16 protein-coding genes and 3 pseudogenes are annotated in these 20,034 nt (G+C 70.7%); 8 read left to right on the forward strand and 11 right to left on the reverse strand.

Features of this window, described 5'->3' with window-relative positions:
• Positions 1–25 precede the first annotated feature (25 nt).
• The 7 genes and pseudogenes from WJ438_RS10005 to WJ438_RS10035 all read right to left on the reverse strand — a co-directional run.
• Positions 26–112: pseudogene (locus WJ438_RS10005) on the reverse strand (hypothetical protein); the annotation flags it as partial.
• Between the two features lie 15 nt (positions 113–127).
• Complete coding sequence (locus WJ438_RS10010) at positions 128–811, reverse strand: hypothetical protein (protein ID WP_406724913.1); 684 nt, start codon at positions 809–811, stop codon at positions 128–130.
• Between the two features lie 198 nt (positions 812–1,009).
• Entirely contained in the window at positions 1,010–1,687 is a 678-nt protein-coding gene (locus WJ438_RS10015) for a hypothetical protein (RefSeq protein WP_406724914.1), read from the reverse strand.
• Positions 1,688–1,704: 17 nt separating this feature from the next.
• Positions 1,705–3,414 (reverse strand): S8 family peptidase, encoded by a 1,710-nt coding sequence (locus WJ438_RS10020; protein WP_406724915.1) that lies wholly within the window; start codon positions 3,412–3,414, stop codon positions 1,705–1,707.
• A gap of 65 nt (positions 3,415–3,479) precedes the next feature.
• Entirely contained in the window at positions 3,480–3,734 is a 255-nt protein-coding gene (locus WJ438_RS10025; protein ID WP_406724916.1) for a hypothetical protein, read from the reverse strand.
• Between the two features lie 9 nt (positions 3,735–3,743).
• Entirely contained in the window at positions 3,744–3,941 is a 198-nt protein-coding gene (locus tag WJ438_RS10030; protein ID WP_406724917.1) for a hypothetical protein, read from the reverse strand.
• An 83-nt stretch (positions 3,942–4,024) separates the two neighbouring features.
• A complete protein-coding gene (locus tag WJ438_RS10035; protein WP_406724918.1) occupies positions 4,025–4,612 on the reverse strand; it encodes a hypothetical protein in 588 nt (195 codons plus the stop codon).
• A gap of 1,130 nt (positions 4,613–5,742) precedes the next feature.
• Here WJ438_RS10035 and WJ438_RS10040 point away from each other — a divergent pair.
• Both WJ438_RS10040 and WJ438_RS10045 read left to right on the forward strand, forming a co-directional pair.
• Positions 5,743–5,970 (forward strand): hypothetical protein, encoded by a 228-nt coding sequence (locus WJ438_RS10040; protein ID WP_406724919.1) that lies wholly within the window; start codon positions 5,743–5,745, stop codon positions 5,968–5,970.
• A 26-nt stretch (positions 5,971–5,996) separates the two neighbouring features.
• Positions 5,997–6,338, forward strand: a complete 342-nt coding sequence (locus WJ438_RS10045) for a hypothetical protein (RefSeq protein WP_406724920.1) — start codon at positions 5,997–5,999, stop codon at positions 6,336–6,338.
• A gap of 381 nt (positions 6,339–6,719) precedes the next feature.
• Here the strand turns inward: WJ438_RS10045 and hemE are convergent, their stop codons facing one another.
• On the reverse strand, positions 6,720–7,787 hold the full coding sequence (gene hemE / locus WJ438_RS10050; protein ID WP_406724921.1) for a uroporphyrinogen decarboxylase: 1,068 nt from the start codon (positions 7,785–7,787) through the stop codon (positions 6,720–6,722).
• A gap of 159 nt (positions 7,788–7,946) precedes the next feature.
• Here hemE and WJ438_RS10055 point away from each other — a divergent pair, with 159 nt between their 5' ends.
• The 5 genes and pseudogenes from WJ438_RS10055 (at position 7,947) to WJ438_RS10075 (ending at position 14,566) form a co-directional block, all read left to right on the forward strand.
• Positions 7,947–8,624, forward strand: a complete 678-nt coding sequence (locus WJ438_RS10055) for a DUF3000 domain-containing protein (RefSeq protein ID WP_406724922.1) — start codon at positions 7,947–7,949, stop codon at positions 8,622–8,624.
• Between the two features lie 267 nt (positions 8,625–8,891).
• Positions 8,892–9,550, forward strand: a pseudogene (locus WJ438_RS10060) (LuxR C-terminal-related transcriptional regulator).
• A gap of 183 nt (positions 9,551–9,733) precedes the next feature.
• Positions 9,734–11,032, forward strand: a pseudogene (locus tag WJ438_RS10065) (HRDC domain-containing protein).
• Between the two features lie 190 nt (positions 11,033–11,222).
• A complete protein-coding gene (locus tag WJ438_RS10070) occupies positions 11,223–12,440 on the forward strand; it encodes a thiolase family protein (protein ID WP_406724923.1) in 1,218 nt (405 codons plus the stop codon).
• The gene (locus WJ438_RS10075) at positions 12,437–14,566 is read left to right on the forward strand and encodes a 3-hydroxyacyl-CoA dehydrogenase NAD-binding domain-containing protein (RefSeq protein ID WP_406724924.1); all 2,130 of its coding nucleotides are present in this window, start codon (positions 12,437–12,439) and stop codon (positions 14,564–14,566) included. Before WJ438_RS10070 ends, WJ438_RS10075 begins: the two co-directional genes overlap by 4 nt.
• Positions 14,567–14,683: 117 nt before the next feature.
• On the opposite strand, the gene WJ438_RS10080 is transcribed toward WJ438_RS10075, so the two are convergent.
• Positions 14,684–15,700 carry a hypothetical protein gene (locus tag WJ438_RS10080; protein WP_406724925.1) on the reverse strand — a complete coding sequence of 339 codons (1,017 nt, stop codon included), beginning with the start codon at positions 15,698–15,700 and terminating at the stop codon, positions 14,684–14,686.
• A 69-nt stretch (positions 15,701–15,769) separates the two neighbouring features.
• On the opposite strand from WJ438_RS10080, the gene WJ438_RS10085 reads away from it, so the two are divergent.
• Entirely contained in the window at positions 15,770–16,144 is a 375-nt protein-coding gene (locus WJ438_RS10085; protein ID WP_406724926.1) for an NTP pyrophosphohydrolase, read from the forward strand.
• A 64-nt stretch (positions 16,145–16,208) separates the two neighbouring features.
• On the opposite strand, the gene WJ438_RS10090 is transcribed toward WJ438_RS10085, so the two are convergent.
• Together WJ438_RS10090 and dxs are read right to left on the reverse strand one after the other, a co-directional pair.
• On the reverse strand, positions 16,209–17,735 hold the full coding sequence (locus tag WJ438_RS10090) for an amino acid permease (protein ID WP_406724927.1): 1,527 nt from the start codon (positions 17,733–17,735) through the stop codon (positions 16,209–16,211).
• Positions 17,736–17,883: 148 nt separating this feature from the next.
• Positions 17,884–19,854 (reverse strand): 1-deoxy-D-xylulose-5-phosphate synthase, encoded by a 1,971-nt coding sequence (gene dxs, locus WJ438_RS10095; RefSeq protein WP_406724928.1) that lies wholly within the window; start codon positions 19,852–19,854, stop codon positions 17,884–17,886.
• Positions 19,855–20,034: the final 180 nt, after the last annotated feature.

Raw genomic sequence — 20,034 nt, forward strand, 5'->3', positions numbered from 1 at the left:
TCCCCAGCCGCCGGGCCAGCCGCCGGGCAGATTCTCCGGCGGCGATACCGCGGGATATCTCTTCGCGCTCGACGCAGGTCAGATGCCGCCCCGACCGCCGCTGCGGGGCCAGGCGGACCGAGCGGGTTCAGCACTCGTCGATTCCCGGAAGCCAGGGGTCCGGATGGTCGATGAAGATGTTGGAGATGTAACCGCCGAGCGCCGGCACGAAGGACCACGCGTCGTTGCTGAGCCCCGAGGCGCGCACGAGGTCCCCGCGCTTCTGGCACTGGACGCGTACCCGTGTGGGGCCGGGCAGGGAGGTGAGGACCGGCGCGTCCAGGCGCGGTTCCTGGCGCACGTTGACCATGGTCCCCCATGTGGTGAATTCCGCCCGGCCGGTCCCATCGGCTCCGTCGTCCGGCGCCCCGCCGAGCGTCGGCAGGTCCCAGGGGCTGGTGTCGTCACACAAAGGGTCGGCCACCACGGAGAGGTGGAAGTGCGTGGTGTGCGGGTTCCTGCCGCTGTAGGGCTTCCACTGCCACGACTGCGCGTCCAGGAACATTCCGTTGGCGATGACGTACTTGATCCTCCGGTCACGGCTGTCGGCCAGCTCGCGGGTGAAGGGGCCGATGTCGACCCCGTTCGCGGGATCGTGGGTGAAATCCCGCGCCGTGACGATCCCCGGCCCGTACCAGGGGTTGTGATCGCTGTCGCGCTTCTGGTGGTCCGCATCCCCGATCGCACCGTCACTGGCCCTGTTGCGGTCGGGGAACCGCGCGTCGATCTGCCTCAGCAGCACGTCCAGACTGCGCGCAACTCTCCATGCCATGGGCGGGATCCTTCCTTGCTTTTTCGGGATGCCGGTTCATGCGAACCGCGGAAGGCGGCCGCCGGGTGGTCCGGGCCCGGGGACGGATGCGGCGGGGGCTGTGAACGAGACACACGAGCCGGGCACTGCGGCCCGGGGCACCGGGCCCCGTCTCCTCGCCGGTTCGTGCGGACCGCCCGCGCCGCTCCTTTCGGCCCTTCAGACGTCGGCCGCGTCAGCGGGGAAGACCAGGGCCTCCCGGTCCAGGTCCCTGGCGACCACTCGGGCCGCGTTGCGGAACAGCTTCTGGTTCCGGTCGTTACGGATGACGATGGTGCCGATCTCCGGGTTGAACCGGCATTCCGTCGCCGCTCCTTCCCAGTCGTCCGAGGAGACGAATGCCTGGAACCGGGGGAACCTGAAGGCCGGCCCCATTCCCCAGGACATGCTCAGCACGCCGAGTTGGGCGTCGGCCGGCCAGCTGTCGAAGGAGGAGAACTCCGTCCGCCTCCTGAGGTGGCCTTCCATCTCGTCGAGCTTGGAGAAGACCAGGCGTTCGATCTCGTCGTCAGGGAGGCGCAGGCTGGTGATCGCTGCGAAGCTTCCGCCTCCCCGCGGCGCCAGGTCGGTCCTGCTCTTGACGAGATCCCACTCCGAGTCGATCTGTTCGGCAGTGGCCTCGTCGCCGTCCGCGGTCAGCCATCGGAGTCGGCGGGCGATCGCATGCGACGCCTCACGCTCGGAGGCCGTCGGCTCCTGCAGCGTGCCCCTGCTCGCGTCGATCCGGTTCCCGACGCCCGTGGACACCAGCCCCTTGACGTCCAGGTACATGAAGGACAAACGGCCTTCCAGGGGTTCGTTGAACTCCATCCAGAAGTCCCGGACACTCGCTCTCATCGCTTCCTCTCGAAGACTCAGACGATGCCGATCCGTTCCAGGTCCCGCTCGAGCTCGTCCACCAGTGCGACAGCGGAAGTCCGGGTGAAGCCGCCGGTCGTGCCTGCGCCTGGCATGAGACCGCCGAGCAGCACGCTGGAGTCCAATCCCAACGCTCGCACCGCGTTGGGCAGGCCGGCTCCGGAGCGGCGGGGGTCGCCGAAGTCGAGCGGTTCGCAGCTGTCGCGCAGGATCTGGAAAAGGTGCTCCACGCGCGCCTCATCACGGCCCGAGAAACGCTGCTGGAAGTCGGGATGGTGCGCCAGGACCAGGGCGGCCAGGCTTGTGACATGAGGAGCGGCCATGGAGGTGCCGTCCTGGGCGGCGTAGTTGGCGGGAGGGACGGAGGAGACGATCGCCACGCCCGGAGCGCAGAGATCGACCCCGGGGCCGTAGGCGCTGAACTTCGCGGAGTAGTACCCCTCGGCTGTGGGTTTGCCGAACACCTGGAAGGCGTGGGAGCTGTCCTCGGGGCCTTCTCCCGTTTTGCCCATGGCGGCCACCGTGAGGACGGTGTCGAGCGTGCCCGGGAAGAGGATCTGCTCCCCGCCGTTGTTTCCTGAGGCGGCGATGCAGGCCATGCCGAGTTTGCGCGCCGCTGCGATCTTGTGGGCGACCAGGGCGGAATGCTCTCGGGTTCCGAGACTGAGATTGACCACGTCGATGCTGTGCTCGATGCAGTAGTCCAGGGCTTCGAGGAGGTCGCTCAGGCGGCCGCTCGGGAAGATCTTGCAGGCATGGATCTCGGCCTCCGCGGCGGATCCGATGATTCCCCTGCCGTTGTCCGCGCCGGCGATCGTGCCGGCGCAGTGCGTTCCGTGGCCGCTGACGTCGACACTCCAGGATTTCCGCTCAGCCACGTCCACGCCGCCCGCCACCCGGCCTTCGAGGTCCGGATGGGAGGTCGCGATGCCCGAGTCGATGACCGCGATCCTGATGCCGTGGGCGCGGTACGTGGGCGGGATGCGGTCGAGGCACATGGCTTTCTGTCCCCAACCGAACATCTGGCGATCGGGAAAGCCCGGAACAGTCTCGTCCAGCCTCGTCAGCGTGATGACGTTGTCGGCGTTGGGGACGAGCTGGGGCCGTACCACCCATCGGTCCCAGTAACCGTGCTCCGGCCTGACGTAGACGGCCCTGATCGATCCGGGGGTTTCGCCGCTGAGCGAGATCACTACTCGTCCGTCCGGTCCGGTGACTCCCTGCGCGGGCCACGCCGCCCCGGTCAGGGACACCTCCGCCCGGGGCAGCGGCGTACCGTCGCTGCCCCGGACGGCGAAGGCGAGGGTGAGACCGCCGATCATGGGAACCCTGGCGGCAGGATCCAGTACCTGGATGTTGTCCGGAGACGCCATGGGCATGCCGTAGACGAGCCGGTGGTCGCGTTCCACGTGGACCTCGAGACTCCGGTTGAGCTCCTGGGCGCGTTCCTCCGTCATCGTGAGGACCGCCACTTCCGGGAAGCCGGAGTCGCCCGACAGCGCCTGGAGCCTCTCGCTCGGTGTGATGCGCTTGCACAGTTGCACATCCGATTCGGCGGAGAGCCGATCGAACACCGAGTCGGGTTCCATGGGGGTCACCCCCTGGGGGAGCACGGCTGCCGGCAGTGGCGCCACGAGCCAGCGAATGGGGCGCTCCCGCACGTCGTGGTCCTGTGCTTCGGAGTCGGAGGTGTTGTTCTGACTCATGGATACCTTCGCCTTTCCTGACCCGGTGCCCAAGGCAGTGCCGGGAAGCTCGGAGGCTGGGAGGGCTATGACAGCGGTTCGAGCGGAGCGTCGGGCTCGATGATCACGCGGGGATATTTCCGGCGCAGAAACTCCGCATGGTCGAGCGTCATCTCCGCGACGAGCAGAGTCGGTTCGTCGGCGGGGCCCTGCTGCTTGAGGAGGGCGACTTCCGGATCGCCGGTCAGTTCCGCGGCCAGGTGACGCAGTACGACCGGATCCTCGGCACCGATGAGGTGCGGCAGTCTGGGCCGGGCCGGCCGGTGGCCGGCCCGGCCCAACCGGTGGTGTCACAGCGGCGGCAGTGCCGGGTGGCGGACTCGGGACTCCTCCAGCGCCCGGCCGACAGCCATCACCTGTGTCAGGCACGCCTCGTACTGCCCGGCCTGGTACAACCGCACCGACTGCCTGAGCGTGGGCACGACCTCGGCCAGTTCGGGAACTTCCAGCACGGCGCGCTTCAACCAGAGATGGATCCGGCGGAGCATCCCCGCGCACATTCCTTGCACCAGTTCCTGGAATTCGGGCGCGAGCGTCGCGGGAGACCCCGTGAGGCTTGGGGCGGTCACACCTACCTCCAACCCGCCATCATGGGCTGGGGTCCACCGGCGGAGCTGCCGAACTGCTGGGGCTGGCCGCCCATGGCGCCCTGCGGCTGGCCGCCCATGGCGCCCTGCGGCTGGCCCTGCTGCGTGCTGAGTCCGAACAGGGACCCCAGGGATTCCGCGGCCTTGATGATGGTCGGGGCCGCGGAGATCACCGCGGGAAGTGCGGCGGCGAGCGCGGGGATGAACTGGGGGTCCAGCTGCTGGGGCTGGCCGCCCATGGCACCCTGCGGCTGGCCCTGCGGTGCGCTGAGTCCGATGAGACGGAACACGTCCGAGGGGGAGGGGGGAGCGGGGAGCCCGAACACGCCCTGTTGGCTCAGCTGCTGGGGCTGGCCGCCCATGGCGCCCTGCGGCTGGCCCTGCTGCGTGCTGAGTCCGAACAGGGACCCCAGGGATTCCGCGGCCTTGATGATGGTCGGGGCCGCGGAGATCACCGCGGGAAGTGCGGCGGCGAGCGCGGGGATGAACTGGGGGTCCAGCTGCTGGGGCTGGCCGCCCATGGCACCCTGCGGCTGGCCCTGCGGTGCGCTGAGTCCGATGAGACGGAACACGTCCGAGGGGGAGGGGGAGCGGGGAGCCCGAACACGCCCTGTTGGCTCAGCTGCTGGGGCTGGCCGCCCATGGCGCCCTGCGGCTGGCCCTGCTGCGTGCTGAGTCCGAACAGGGACCCCAGGGATTCCGCGGCCTTGATGATGGTCGGGGCCGCGGAGATCACCGCGGGAAGTGCGGCGGCGAGCGCGGGGATGAACTGGGGGTCCAGCTGCTGGGGCTGGCCGCCCATGGCACCCTGCGGCTGGCCCTGTCCGGCACTCTGCCCGCCGAAGGGCATTCCTTGTCCGATCAGGTTTCCGAGGGCCTGCGCAGCTCCCTGCTGCTGACCGCCATTGGGGAACGACATGCTGACTGTCCTCTCGCCATGCCTCCGGGTGGACCCAGAGGCATTCGAAGTAGACCCAGGGACACGCGAGATGCCCCTTTTGACATGCTTGACGCTAGATTCACCTCCTGTTTCCCGCAACGGGGCGGACCCTTGAGTGGCGTAGGGCCGGGATCGGTGGAAGCGGGTTGCCCCTGGTGCGCAGAGAAGGGGTCCGACCTGCGGGAACGCCTCAACATGTGGCACCGGAGCACGCCACCAGGGATGGCGGCGTGCCTGTCCACAGGACTGCGGCCGGTTCGACGAACCCGCGCCGGGCAGCAGGGCCCGGGGCGGTGAACAAGTCGCTTCGAGGGCTTGGCCCCGGAGTCCCAGCCCGGACACCAGCCGCAAAGTAGGTCGCGGGTAGCGAGGCGGTTCCCGTTTCCCTGCTCTGGTGACCGTTGTTGGTCTGATCGAGTGACGTGCCGTTGTCCGCACGACTGACCGTCCGACGGGGTGACAAATCCTTTATCGGGGGAGATCTGACGTCCGGGGGTACGGCAGGTGGCAGCGTTGGCGCCGAAGTTGTGGGAACCGACGGGTTGCGGCAAGAAAACCAGGAAATTATGTGTGCGATCCGTGGTGTACCTTCACGGTGCTCCGTTCGGCATGCGACTCACTCGTGGCCGCCGGAATGTGAACCCGGTGGCCAATTGCGCTGTGGAGGAAAGTTCCGCCTAAGAGCTTGTAACGCGATCATGATCGAGTCTTCTTGAGGCGTCGGTAGCAGATCAGACCGCAGGCCAGGGAGACGAAGGCATCGTGGAGTTCGGTGCGGCGTTCCCAGCGGACCGCGAGTCGTCTGAACTGGTGGAGCGGGGCGAAGCTCTGCTCCACGACGTAGCGGAGCCTGCCCAGGCCCTTGATGTTGGGGCGCTCGTCGCCCGACGGCTGCGGCAGACCGTCGTGGGAATCTCCGTGATCCTCACCGTGGCCCTGGTGCTCCTCGCGCTCGTCGACACGGGGGCGTCACCGCGGGCGCCGTCCTGATCCTGCGGGGCCTGGGCTACGGCGCGGTGCCGGTCAGCTTCCGGACCTGGATCCTCGACGCCGCACCGGAGACCACCGAGGCCGCCACCTCGCTGTACGTCTCCACGTTCAACCTGGTCCTCGCGCTCGGCGCGCTCTTCGGCGACTCCGCCGTCGACGGCATCGGCACCACGAGCGTGCTGTGGACCGGCGCTTCCCTGGCCGTCCTGACGCTGCTCGTGGTGGGCGGGTCCCACCACGCCGCGGCCCCCTCCGCCGGGTGGGGCGAGGGGTCGGTCCGTCCAGCACCCACGAACGGCTCGTCCTCCGCGAACGAATTCCCGGGGGACGGGCTCCCCTGCCCTCACCCCCTTCCCTCCCGGCCATGACGTGAGGGAAGGGGGTCGCCGTGAACAACGGCCGTGAGCACTTCGGCCTTCCCGCGACGAGGGCCCGGTCGAAGAGGCCGGAGCAGGCGGACTGCCCGGGGTCGGGAAGGGTCCGGCGAACAGGGCGGCCCGGCGGACGGTCGCCAGTGGTCTTCCGACAGAAAGTGTGGGTGGACGCGAGCCGGCGCCCCGGCCCCTGGTGGACACCGGGCCGATCGGAGCGGAAGCGAACGCTTCGATCCCCCATGCCCCCATGAGGCCTCCACCAGCGCGTGATCGGGGAACGCACGTGGCGGGCAGCGCGTGCCCGGGGCCCGGCTCGCAGTCGGCGCGTACACCATGGGGGCCGGGACCGCGTCCGGTCCCGGCCCCCATGGCGGCTCAGCGGGCGGTCTGCGTGTGGACGTGGTCGACGAGGCGGGTCAGCGCGTCCGGGTCGGTGTTCGGCATGACGCCGTGGCCGAGGTTGAAGATGTGGCCCTCGAGACCCTTCGCCTGGGCCAGGACCTCGCGGGTCTTCGCCTCGACGGCCTCGGTACCGGCGAACAGCACGGTCGGGTCGAGGTTGCCTTGGAGCGCCTTGCCGGGGCCGACTCGGCGGGCGGCCTCGTCCATGGGGACGCGCCAGTCCACGCCCACGACGTCGGCGCCGGCCTCGCCCATCAGGCCGAGGAGTTCACCGGTGCCGACACCGAAGTGGATGCGGGGGACGCCGTGACCGGACACCGCGTCGAGGACCTTGGCCGAGGCGGACATCACCGAGCGCTGGTAGTCGGCGGGGGCGAGCGCGCCGGCCCAGGAGTCGAACAGCTGGACCGCGGAGACGCCGGCCTCGATCTGCACGGTGAGGAAGGCGGCCGTGATGTCCGCGAGACGGTCGAGGAGGTCGGCCCAGAGTTCCGGGTCGCCGTACATCATCGCCTTGGCGTTCTCGTAGGTGCGGGACGGGCCGCCCTCGATGAGATAACTGGCGAGGGTGAACGGGGCGCCCGCGAAGCCGATCAGCGGGGTGGATCCCAGTTCCGCGGTCACCAGGCCGATCGCCTCGGTGACGTAGGAGACGTCCTCCGGGGTGAGGTCGCGCAGCCGGGCCAGGTCGGCGCGGGTGCGGAAGGGCTCCTCGACGACGGGGCCGATGCCGGGCTTGATGTCGAGGTCGATACCGATGGCCTTGAGGGGCACGACGATGTCGCTGAAGTAGATCGCCGCGTCGACGTGGTGCCGACGGACCGGCTGGAGCGTGATCTCGGCGACGAGGTCGGGACGCATGCAGGAGTCGAGCATCGCGATGCCCTCCCGCACCTTGCGGTATTCCGGCAGCGAGCGGCCCGCCTGCCGCATGAACCACACCGGAGTGTGCGGCACCGGCTCACGCCGGCACGCCTTGAGGAAGGCACTGTCGTACGTATGGGTCGGCTGCTTGCCCCGCGGGCTGACATTGGCACTCACACCGGCCAGTCTCGCATGGTCCGCCGGCGACCCCGCACCGCAGGCCACCCGGCACATGGCGCCCGTGCGCCGCGCCCGGGACGAAACGATCCGGACACCGTGCTGCGCCGTGGGTGTCCTTCCCCGCGCCAAGGCCGGGTTCCCCTTAATCTTCCCCGCATGGCTGCGGCTCAAGGACGATTGTCGGACGGCAAGGGTGGTATGGACGAGGCGAAGGACACCGAGGAGGATCTCGGGCAGGGGGGCGCGGCGCCCCCGTTGCCCTTTCGGACGGCCGTCGACGCGATGCGGGACGCCCGGCTGCGACCGCAGATCGAGGTGGGGACCACACCCGCGCCCAAACGGCTCGCCCCCCACGCGTACGCGCTGGAGGCGGCGGTCGTGGACGGTGAGCAGGAGCTGGCGGACGGCCGGCTGGTGCTGCTGCACGACCCGGCCGGGCACGACGCCTGGCAGGGCACCTTCCGGCTGGTGACGCTGGTGCGCGCGGAACTGGAGCCGGAGATGGCGGCGGATCCGCTGCTGCCGGAGGTGTGCTGGTCCTGGCTGACCGGCGCGCTCTCGGCGCGCGGTCTCACCTACGGCGAGCCGAGCGGCACGGTCACGCGGGCGAGTTCGCACTACTTCGGCGGGCTGTCCGAGCGCCCCGCCGCCTCGCAGATCGAGATCCGCGCCTCGTGGACACCGCGGGAGGGGCTGGGTGGGGCGCCGGACACGGCCACCCACCTGGTCGCCTGGTGCGACCTGCTGGCACAGGTCGCCGGGCTGCCCCCGGCGGCTCCGGGGGACGCGTCGGTGGTGACGCTCCCACAGCGGAGGGGGCCGCAGTCGCGCTGAGCTTCCCCTTCGAAGCCCTCGGCAATCACACACATCGATCTCTTTGTCGATACGGCCACTTTCGGAAGCGTTGCGACGTTGACCGAAACCGTTCGGTCTTCGAATGATCGACCGCGTGTCCGAATTGCACAGATTGTTACTCACCAGATCGTGATCATTCTCTAAAGGAGACCGGGTTTGGTGCCGAAGACGACTGTGACCTTGAAAGCACGGTTGAGCCCGGTTTCACCCCCACGCAGGCCCCGTCCCGCCACCCCAGGAGGCCTGGTGTCCGTTCTCCTCGAGCAGCCCGCAAGCCTGGTCGCCTACCGCCCGAACAAGCCGACCGCCATGGTGGTCGTGGCCGACCCCCGCGTCCGTTCCACCGTCACCCGCCATCTGTGGGCGCTCGGTGTGCGCGACGTGATCGAGGCCTCGTCCGTCGCGGAGGCTCGTCCCCGCATCGGCAACCCCCGCGACATCTGCGTCGCCGACGTCCATCTGCCGGACGGTTCCGGCCTCACCCTCCTCTCGGAGACCCGAGCGGCGGGCTGGCCCAACGGCCTCGCCCTGTCCGCCGCCGACGACATCAGCGCCGTGCGCAACGCCCTAGCGGGCGGAGTGAAGGGCTACGTCGTCACCGGCACCCGCACCAACCTCGGGCTCCCCTCCCGCCCCGGAGCCGCTCCCCTCGGTGCCGGCGCCGTCTGCACCGCCGCCCCCCGGGTGCTCCGAGCCACCCGGGCGGCTACCGCGAACTCTCCGGCCGTGAGGTCGAAGTGCTGCGGCTGGTGGCGGAGGGCCAGTCCAACAAGGCCATCGGCGTCTCGATGGGCCTGTCCGCGCTGACCGTCAAGAGCCACCTCGCCCGCATCGCCCGCAAGCTCGGCACGGGCGACCGCGCGGGGATGGTGGCGGTGGCCCTGCGCACGGGCATCATCCACTGACCTCGCCGCCACCCCACCGTCCCACCGTCCCCGCCACGTTCTCCGGCAGTCCCCTGCCGTTCCCCTTCGCTCCGCTCCCCCTCTGCCGAACATTCACCGACCTGACTGGTTTACGACCCCCGGGCGCCTGCCGACGGAACGTTCCGTCGGCAGGCGCCTTCACGGCATGGCTACTCTTGACAGGTGACCGACGCCCACGACACCGCAGCAGACAGTTCCCTGCGAACCACCGGAGGCGCTCCTCCGGACGACAACGGATCATCTGCTACGGAGGCGCCGATCCCCTTGCTCGAACCGCGTGAGGGCGTCCCGCCCGTGATCGCGGACGAGGCCACCCTCGCCCAGGTGGTCGCCGCCTTCGCCGCGGGCACCGGCCCGGTCGCCGTCGACGCCGAGCGCGCCTCCGGCTACCGCTACGGCCAGCGCGCCTACCTCGTCCAACTGCGCCGTGCGGGCGCCGGGTCCGCACTGATCGACCCCGTCGCCTGCCCGGACCTGTCCGGCCTGGGCGAAGCGCTGTCCGGCGCCGAGTGGGTGCTGCACGCCGCCACCCAGGACCTGCCCTGTCTGCGCGAGATAGGGATGCTGCCCAGCCGCCTCTTCGACACCGAACTGGCCGGACGTCTGGCCGGTTTCCCCGGGTCGGCCTCGGCGCGATGGTCGAGAACGTGCTCGGCTTCGTCCTGGAGAAGGGCCACTCCGCCGCCGACTGGTCCACCCGCCCGCTGCCCGAGCCCTGGCTGCGCTACGCCGCCCTCGACGTTCGAGCTCCTGGTCGACCTGCGGGACGCCCTGGAGAAGGAACTGGCCCGGCAGGGCAAGCTGGAGTGGGCACTGCAGGAGTTCGAAGCGATCGCGTCCGCACCGCCGCCGGAGCCCCGGAAGGACCCCTGGCGGCGCACCTCCGGCATGCACAAGGTGCGCCTGCGCCGGCAGATGGCCGTCGTCAAGGAGCTGTGGCAGGCCCGGGACCGGATCGCGCAGCGCCGGGACGTCTCCCCGGGCAAGGTACTCTCCGACGCAGCCATCGTCGAGGCCGCGCTCGCCGTGCCGGCCAACGTGCACGCCCTGGCCGCGCTGAACGGGTTCGGGCCGCGTGCGGGGCGGCGCCAGCTGGAGCAGTGGCAGGCGGCCGTCGACCGGGCGAGGGCGCTGAGCGAGTCGCAGTTGCCGCAGCCCGGACCGCCCGTGACCGGTCCGCCGCCGCCGCGCGCCTGGGCGGAGAAGGACCCGGTGGCCGCCGCCCGGCTCTCCGCGGCCCGCGCGGGGGTGAGCGCGCTCGCCGAGCGGCTGAACATGCCGCAGGAGAACCTGATCACCCCGGACACGGTGCGCAGGGTGTGCTGGGAGCCTCCGCAGCCCGCCGACACGCCGTCCGTCGCGGCGGCGCTGGTCGGGTACGGGGCGCGGCCGTGGCAGGTGGAGCAGGCGACACCGGTCCTCGTCGCGGCACTGGCCTCCGACGGTTCCGGAGGGGCCTGAGCGCCGTGGGCGATGCGGGTGCCGACCCCGGTCCTGACCCCGCGTAATTCGACGGCTCCGCCAGGAGTGTGAGCTTCGCCGCTCGGGTCCGCGGGGCTGGGCAGCTACATTACCCACAAGTAGCATAGGCTCGGAGCGCGCGCTCAGCGCAACGCAGCAGTGCCACCCCGCACCCTGGAGGAGAGCCATCGTGCCTCGTACCGTCAGGGACGTCGTCTTCGTCGACGGCGTCCGCACCCCGTTCGGCAAGGCGGGCCCGAAGGGCATCTACCACGAGACCCGTGCCGACGACCTCGTCGTGAAGGCGATCCGGGAGCTGCTGCGCCGCAACCCCGGACTCGACCCGAAGAAGATCGACGAGGTCGCTGTCGCCGCGACCACGCAGATCGGCGACCAGGGCCTGACCATCGGCCGCACCGCCGGCATCCTCGCCGGCCTGCCCACCTCGGTCCCGGGCTACTCCATCGACCGCATGTGCGCGGGCGCCCTGACCGCCGTGACCACGGTGGCCGGCTCCGTCGCCTTCGGCGCGTACGACGTGGCCATCGCGGGCGGTGTCGAGCACATGGGCCGCCACCCGATGGGCGAGGGCGTCGACCCGAACCCGCGGTTCGTCTCCGAGAAGCTGGTCGACGAGTCCGCCCTGTTCATGGGCATGACCGCGGAGAACCTGCACGACCGCTACCCAACGATCACCAAGCAGCGCGCCGACGAGTACGCGGTCCGTTCGCAGGAGAAGGCCGCCAAGGCGTACGCCGACGGCAAGATCCAGGCCGACCTGGTGCCGGTCTCGGTGCGCCGCACCAATGAGGAGGCCGGTGAGACCGGCTGGGGCCTGGTCACCGCCGACGAGCCGATGCGTCCGGGCACCACCCTGGAGAACCTGGCCGTTCTGAAGACGCCGTTCCGCGTCCACGGCCGGGTCACCGCCGGTAACGCGGCCGGTCTGAACGACGGTGCCACCGCTTCGGTCATCGCCTCCGAGGACTTCGCCCGCGAGAACGGGCTCCCGGTGAAGATGCGCCTCGTCGCGTACGCCTTCGCGGGCGTCGAGCCGGAGGTCATGGGTTACGGCCCGATCCCGGCCACGGAGAAGGCGCTCGCCCAGGCGGGGCTGAGCATCTCCGACATCGGTCTGTTCGAGATCAACGAGGCCTTCGCCGTCCAGGTGCTGGCCTTCCTGGAGCACTACGGCATCGCCGACGACGACGCGCGCGTCAACCAGTACGGCGGCGCCATCGCCTTCGGCCACCCGCTGGCCTCCTCCGGCGTCCGGCTGATGACGCAGTTGGCCCGCCAGTTCGAGGAGCAGCCGCACGTCCGCTACGGCCTGACCACCATGTGCGTCGGCTTCGGCATGGGCGCGACGGTCATCTGGGAGAACCCGCACTTCGAGGGGGACAAGTGAGCACCACCGCAGAACTGTTGAAGGGCGCCGCCGCTCTGTTCCCGGACGAGGTCGTCACGACCTCCCACGTACGCCACTTCGAACTGCCCCTGGGAGTGGGTCGCTTCGCGCTGATCACGCTCGACAACGGGCTGGACCACACCAAGCCGACCACCTTCGGCCCCCAGTCGCTGGCGAACCTGGACGCCGCCATCGACCAGGTCGAGAAGGAGGCCGCGGACGGCGCGATCGTCGGCGTCGGTATCACCGGCAAGCCGTTCATCTTCGCCGTCGGCGCCGACCTCAAGGGCGTCGAACTGCTCAAGAGGCACGAGGACGCGCTCGCCATCGGCAAGGGCGGCCACGACGTCTTCAAGCGACTGTCGAAACTCGCCGTCCCCACCTTCGCGTACTACAACGGCGCGGCCATGGGTGGCGGCGTCGAGGTCGGCCTGCACTGCTCCTACCGCACGGTGTCCGCGGCCATCCCCGCGTTCTCCCTGCCCGAGGTCTTCCTCGGCCTGGTCCCCGGCTGGGGCGGCTGCGCCCTGCTGCCGAACCTGATCGGCGCCGACAAGGCCGTCTCGGTGATCATCGAGAACAGCCTCAACCAGAACAAGCAGCTCAAGGGCGAGCAGGTCCACGAACTCGGCATCGCGGACGCGATCTTCGAGGGCGCGGACTTCCTGGAGCAGTCGCTGATCTGGACGGCGGCCGTCCTCAAGGGCGAGCTCGAGGTCGAGCGCCCGGTGATCGACCGCGGCGAGGCCTGGGACCAGGCGGTCGCGCGCGGCCGGTCCCTCGCGGACAGCAAGGTGCATGGCGCCGCCCCGGCCGCCTACCGCGCCCTGGACATCATCGCCGCCGCCAAGAACGGCGACCTGCAGCAGGGCTACGACGCCGAGGACCGGGCGCTCGCCGACCTGATCATGGGCGGTGAGCTGCGCTCCGGCCTCTACGCGTTCAACCTGGTGCAGAAGCGCGGCAAGCGCCCGGCCGGCGCCCCGGACAAGAACCTGGCGCGTCCGGTCACCAAGGTCGGTGTCGTCGGCGCCGGTCTGATGGCCTCGCAGCTCGCGCTGCTGTTCCTGCGCCGCCTCGAGGTGCCGGTCGTGCTGACCGACATCGACCAGGAGCGCATCGACAAGGGTGTGGGCTACGTCCACGCCGAGATCGACAAGCTGCTCGGCAAGGGCCGCATCAACCAGGACAAGGCCAACCGCCTCAAGGCGCTGGTCACCGGTGTGCTGAACAAGGCCGAGGGCTTCGCGGACGCGGACTTCGTCATCGAGGCCGTGTTCGAGGAGATGGGTGTCAAGCAGCAGGTGTTCGCGGAGGTCGAGGCGGTCGCCCCGGCGCACGCGATCCTCGCCACCAACACCTCCTCGCTCTCCGTCTCGGAGATGGCGTCGAAGCTGAAGCACCCCGAGCGGGTCGTCGGCTTCCACTTCTTCAACCCGGTCGCGATCCTGCCGCTCCTGGAGATCGTCCGCGGCGAGCAGACCGACGACGCCTCGCTGGCGACGGCGTTCGGTGTCGCCAAGAAGCTGAAGAAGACCGCGGTGCTGGTCAAGGACGCCCCGGCGTTCGTCGTGAACCGCATCCTGACCCGCTTCATGGGCGAGATCCAGAACGTCATCGACGAGGGCACCCCGGTCGAGGTCGCCGAGAAGGCCGTCGAGCCGCTCGGTCTGCCGATGTCCCCGCTGGTGCTGCTGGAGCTGGTCGGCCCGGCGATCGGGCTGCACGTGTCCGAGACGCTCAACCGGTCGTTCCCGGACCGCTTCACGGTCTCGTCCAACCTCAGGGCGGTCGTGGAGGCGGGCAAGCGCGGCTTCTACGTCTACGACAGCGGCCGGCCCGAGCTGGACCCGGAGGTCGCCGCGCTGCTCAAGCAGGGCGACACCGTCCTCACCGAGGAGCAGGTGCGGGCGCGGGTGCTCGACGCGGTGGCGCAGGAGATCGGGCTGATGCTCGACGAGGGTGTCGTCGCCGAGGCCCAGGACATCGACCTGTGCCTGATCACCGGCGCCGGCTGGCCCTTCCACCTGGGCGGCATCACGCCGTACCTGGACCGCGAGGGTGTCTCCGAGCGCGTCAACGGCAAGAGGTTCCTGGCCCCGGGCGTGGCGAGCGTCCCGGCGTGACCGGCCGGCCCTGACAGGGGCGGGCCGCACGGTGACGATCCGTGCGGCCCGCCCCTTTCGTCACGGGCGTGGCGAGGGGCTCACCGCATGATCCGACCGCGTGTGTGCGTGCCCGGGTCACACCTCGCGCCATGCCGTCAGGGCCAGGCCCGATTCGTCCTTGCGGCGGGCGAGTCGGAGGGAGCCGGTGGAGCGGGAGACGGTGGCGGCGACGATCTCGTCGTGCTCGTCGAGAGCGAGGTCCACCTCCGCGTCGGGCGGCAACGGGGGGCCGGACTCGGTCCACCGGGCGCCGGACGGCTCCGCCTGCGTGGGGTACGCGGCGAAGGCGCTCCTGCCGCTCGCCGAGCGCTGGGCGAGCACCGTGCAGTCGTGGCCCGCCATGGCGCAGCGCACGGCGCGGACCGGGCCGGGCCCGGCCGCGGTGAGCAGCGGGACCGGTTTGCCGCCGGGGCGCCAGGCGCACAGTTCCCCGGAGGTGTCGGTGCAGAACAGGGTGGTGTGCTCGGCGGAGGTGGCGAGCGCGCACAGGGTGTCGGGACGGACCGGTACGTCGGTCTTCTCCGCCCGCACGGGCTGCCCGCCGGATGTCTCCTGGCGCCAGTGCAGGAGGGTGTCCGGGGTCGCCGCGTAGAGCTCGACCCGGCCCGACTCGCCGGTCACGGCCGCGAGTTCGCCCTGGATGTCCGCTCCGCCGAGGTCCCGCCAGGGGTCCCAGCCGCCCTTCTCCTTCTGCGCCCGCATGCTCACCCCGCCGCCCTGGTTGCGGACGAAGACGTGCGCGCGTCCCTGGGCGTCGACCGCGACGGCCGGCGTCCCGGTGCGGTCGCCCTTCGTGTCGGGATGGCCGACGGGGTTCCAGTCGAGGGCGGCGAGCCGGGGCCGGAAGTGGGTGGAGTGCACCAGGCCCGACTGTCCGGACCCGGTGGGCCGCCAGGCGACCAGATGGGCGTAGCCGTCGGCGCCCTGGCCGACTGCCGGGCCCGGACGCAGCTTCTGGGCGCCGCCGACGGTACGGGGCGCCTCCCACGGGCCGCCGGGGGCGAGTTCCGCGCGGCACAGGACGGCGTCGTCCGAGGGCAGGTAGACGGTGAGGCGGCCGTCGCGGCCGCGGAGGAGCCAGTCGCCGTTCACCGTTTCACCCTATGCAAGCCGGTCCGCGGGCGCCTCGGGCGGGGCGCCGTTCCGTGGGAGTCTGGCCGCATGGACAACAGCGCCGCCGCCCTGCTCGTGATCGTCGACTCCGCGAACGTCGTCGGGTCGGTGCCCGACGGGTGGTGGCGGGACCGCCGGGGCGCCGCGGAGCGGCTGCGGGACCGGCTGGCCTCGCGGGGGCTGCCCGACCGTCCGGGGCCGGTGGAGATCGTCCTGGTGGTGGAGGGCGCGGCGCGGGGTGTGGAGTCGGTGCCCGGGGTGCGGGTGGAGTCGGCACCGGGCAGCGGTGACGACCGCATGGTCGGCCTGGTGGCCGAGGCGGGTGAGCGTCCGGTCCTGGTCGTCACCGCCGACCGTGAACTGCGCCGCCGGGTGACGGCCCTGGGCGCCACCGTGACCGGCCCCCGGACCCTTCATCCCTGACCGCCACCGCCGGCGGCAGGGGCAGGCGCTGGGAGCGGAAGCAGGGGGCCGAGGGCCGTAGGGGTTATCGGAAGGCCGGGCCCGGCGGCTTGCCGGGCCGGCCGGAGCCGACGACCTCCTCCTCCCGGCCCAGACGGCTGTGGCTCCGGCTGTAGAGGAAGTAGACGACGAAGCCGAGGGCCATCCAGACGGCGAACCGGACCCAGGTCTCGGCGGGCAGGTTCACCATCAGCCACAGCGAGGCGGCGATCGACAGGATCGGCAGGAACGGCACCAGCGGGGCCCGGAAGGCGCGGGGCAGGTCGGGGCGGGTCCTGCGGAGGATGATCACGCTGATCGCGACGACCACGAAGGCGAACAGGGTGCCGATGTTCACCAGCGCGGCGAGTTCGCTCAGCGGGGTGAAGCCCGCGAGGACCGCGATGACGACGCCGAGCAGGATGGTCGGCCGGTGCGGGGTCTTGAACCGGGGATGGACCCGGGAGAAGAACCGGGGCAGCAGTCCGTCGCGGCTCATCGCGAAGAACACGCGGGTCTGGCCGAGCAGCAGGATCATGCAGACGGTCGTGAGGCCGACGGCGGCGCCGAAGCTGATGAAGCCCGCGTACCAGGGATGGCCGGTGGCCTTGAAGGCGTCCGCGAGCGGGGCGTCCACGGACAGATCTCTGTAGTTCTGCATACCGGTGACGACGATGGACACGGCGACGTACAGCGCGGTGCAGATGAACAGGGAGCCGAGGATGCCGCGGGGCATGTCGCGCTGCGGATTCCTGGTCTCCTCGGCGGCGGTGGCGACGATGTCGAAGCCGATGAACGCGAAGAAGACCACCGAGGCGGCGGTGAAGATGCCCATGACGCCGAAGTTGGCCGGCGCCCAGCCGAACATCAGCTGGATGAGGGGGGCGTCGAGGTTGTTGCCCGCGGGCACGGGCTGCGGGCTCGGGACGAAGGGGGTGTAGTTGTCGGCGGTGATGAAGAAGGCACCCGCGATGATCACGACGAGGACGACGGTCACCTTGATGGCGACGACGACCGAGGTGACCCGAGCGGACAGCTTCATGCCGAGGACGAGGATGCAGGTGAGGACCAGCACCAGCGCGGCGGCGAGGATGTCGAAGCCGAAGCCCTCGGCGCCGTCCCGCGTGCCGAGGGCTTCAGGCAGCTGCCAGCCCGCGTTGTCCAGCAGCGAGTGGATGTACCCGGACCAGCCGACGGCCACCACCGCCGTGCCCAGCGCGAACTCCAGGACCAGGTCCCAGCCGATGATCCACGCGGGCAGTTCACCGAGGGAGGCGTACGAGAAGGTGTAGGCGGAGCCCGCCACCGGGACGGTGGAGGCGAATTCGGCGTAGCAGAGCGCGGCGAGTGCGCAGACGACGCCGGCCACCACGAAGGCCAGGGCCACCGCGGGCCCGGCGTTGTTCTTGGCGACCGTGCCGGTGAGCACGAAGATGCCGGTGCCGATGATGACGCCGACGCCGAAGACGGTCAGGTCCAGCGCGGAGAGGGACTTCTTGAGCGCGTGCTCCGGTTCCTCGGTGTCACGGATGGACTGCTCGACCTTCTTCGTCCGGAAGAGGGTGTTGCTCACAGGTACCTCCCACGCTGTGTCGTCCTCGACATGATCGAGAGGGGGCACAGCTCATGTGCCCCGGCGCGGGCGCCTTCACGCGAACGGGTCGCCCTCACCACTCTTCACAGTGGCACGGGCGACCCGTTCGGGCGCATCGGCGGAGAGGTCAGTCGCGGGCCGGTTCCACCGAGTCGGCGGCGGCGCGTGCGGCGCGCACCCCGTCGTGCGCGCCGTTCGAGCGGAGCCGGGAGTGCGGGAGGCCGCCGTCCAGCTTCGCCACCAGGCCGGTGACCTGACGGGCGATGTCGGGGGCGGTGAGCCCGATCTCCGCCATGACCTCGGCGCGGGAGGCGTGGTCGAGGAAGCGCGGCGGGATGCCGAAGTCCCGCAGCGGTACGTCGACGTCGGCGTCGCGCAGGGCCTGGGCGATCGTCGAGCCGACTCCACCGACGCGGGAGTTGTCCTCGACGGTGACGACGACCCGGTGCTTCCCGGCGAGCGGGGCCATGGCCTCGTCGACGGGCTTGACCCAGCGCGGGTCGACGACGGTGGTGGAGATGCCCTGCCGGTCGAGCAGGCCGGCGATCTCCAGGCACATCGGGGCGAAGGCGCCCACGGAGACCAGCAGCACGTCCGGGGTGTCGGTGCCGGGCTCGCGCAGGACGTCCATGCCGCCGACGCGTCCCACGGCCGGTACGGCGGGCCCGACGGCGCCCTTGGAGAAGCGGACCACGGTCGGCGCGTCGGTGACCTCGACGGCCTCGCGCAGCTGGGCGCGGACCTGGTCGGCGTCGCGCGGGGCGGCCAGCCGCAGCCCGGGGACGACCTGGAGGATCGACATGTCCCACATGCCGTTGTGGGAGGCGCCGTCGGTGCCGGTGACACCGGCCCGGTCCAGTACGAAGGTGACGCCGCACTTGTGCAGGGCCACGTCCATCAGCACCTGGTCGAAGGCGCGGTTGAGGAAGGTGGCGTACACGGCGAAGACGGGGTGCACCCCGCCGTGGGCCAGGCCCGCCGCGGACACCGCGCCGTGCTGTTCGGCGATGCCGACGTCGTAGACCCGGTCGGGGAACCGCTTGGCGAACCGGTCGAGGCCGACCGGCTGGAGCATGGCCGCGGTGATGGCGACGACGTCCTCGCGCTCCTCGCCGAGCTTGACCATCTCCTCGCCGAAGACGGACGTCCAGTCGGCACCGGAGCTGGCGATGGGCAGGCCCGTGTCGGGGTGGATCTTGCCGACGGCGTGGAAGCGGTCGGCCTCGTCCGCCAGGGCGGGCTGGTAGCCGCGGCCCTTCTCGGTGAGGCAGTGCACGATCACCGGGCCGCCGAAGCGCTTGGCGCGGGTGAGGGCGGACTCCAGGGCCTCGATGTCGTGGCCGTCGATGGGGCCGACGTACTTCAGCCCGAGGTCCTCGAACATGCCCTGCGGGGCGATGAAGTCCTTCAAGCCCTTCTTGGCGCCGTGCAGGGTGTCGTACAGGGGCCGGCCGACGACCGGGGTGCGCTCCAGGAGGTCCTTGGTGCGGGCCAGGAAGCGCTCGTAGCCGTCGGTGGTGCGCAGGGTCGCCAGGTGGTTGGCGAGGCCGCCGATGGTGGGCGCGTAGGACCGCTCGTTGTCGTTGACGACGATGACGAGCGGCCGGTCCCTGGCGTCGGCGATGTTGTTCAGCGCCTCCCAGGCCATGCCGCCGGTGAGCGCGCCGTCCCCGATGACGGCGACGACGTGGTCGCCGGTCCGCCTGAGCTGGTTGGCCTTGGCGAGGCCGTCGGCCCAGCCGAGGACGGTGGAGGCGTGGCTGTTCTCGATGACGTCGTGCTCGGACTCGGCCTGCGAGGGGTAACCGGAGAGGCCGCCCTTCATCTTCAGCCGGGAGAAGTCCTTCCGGCCGGTCAGCAGTTTGTGCACATAGGACTGGTGGCCGGTGTCCCAGAGCACCTTGTCCCTGGGGGATTCGAAGACGCGGTGCAGGGCGATGGTGAGCTCCACCACCCCCAGGTTGGGACCGAGATGGCCGCCGGTCTTGGAGACCGCGTCGACCAGGAAGGTCCGGATCTCCTCGGCCAGCCGGCTCAGCTCCTCCGCGGTGAGCCGGTCCAGATCGCGCGGTCCCCTGATTCGGGTCAGCAGCGGCACCCGTGCCTCCTTGCAGTAGAGCTGATCGAGCTGTTGCCGGGCTCAACGAGTCTAATGTTCCGCTCCAATGGTCGGCGTCCGGGCCGTGCGTCACACCTCACGCGGCCGGCTCTGCCCAAGACAGGGCCGCCCTACGAGGCAGTCCCTGCGGCAGGCCGTGGGACACGTCTGTGCCCGGTA

It is taken from the genome of Streptomyces sp. GD-15H, from assembly GCF_045291515.1.
Classification (GTDB): Bacteria; Actinomycetota; Actinomycetes; order Streptomycetales; family Streptomycetaceae; genus Streptomyces.

Bases quoted from the DNA above. Each gene is read 5' to 3' on its own strand.
- WJ438_RS10010 (WP_406724913.1), bottom strand. From the start codon at position 811: ATGGCATGGAGAGTTGCGCGCAGTCTGGACGTGCTGCTGAGGCAGATC.
- WJ438_RS10015 (WP_406724914.1), bottom strand. From the start codon at position 1,687: ATGAGAGCGAGTGTCCGGGACTTCTGGATGGAGTTCAACGAACCCCTG.
- WJ438_RS10020 (WP_406724915.1), bottom strand. From the start codon at position 3,414: ATGAGTCAGAACAACACCTCCGACTCCGAAGCACAGGACCACGACGTG.
- WJ438_RS10030 (WP_406724917.1), bottom strand. From the start codon at position 3,941: ATGCTCCGCCGGATCCATCTCTGGTTGAAGCGCGCCGTGCTGGAAGTT.
- WJ438_RS10055 (WP_406724922.1), top strand. From the start codon at position 7,947: ATGGCTGCGGCTCAAGGACGATTGTCGGACGGCAAGGGTGGTATGGAC.
- WJ438_RS10085 (WP_406724926.1), top strand. From the start codon at position 15,770: ATGGACAACAGCGCCGCCGCCCTGCTCGTGATCGTCGACTCCGCGAAC.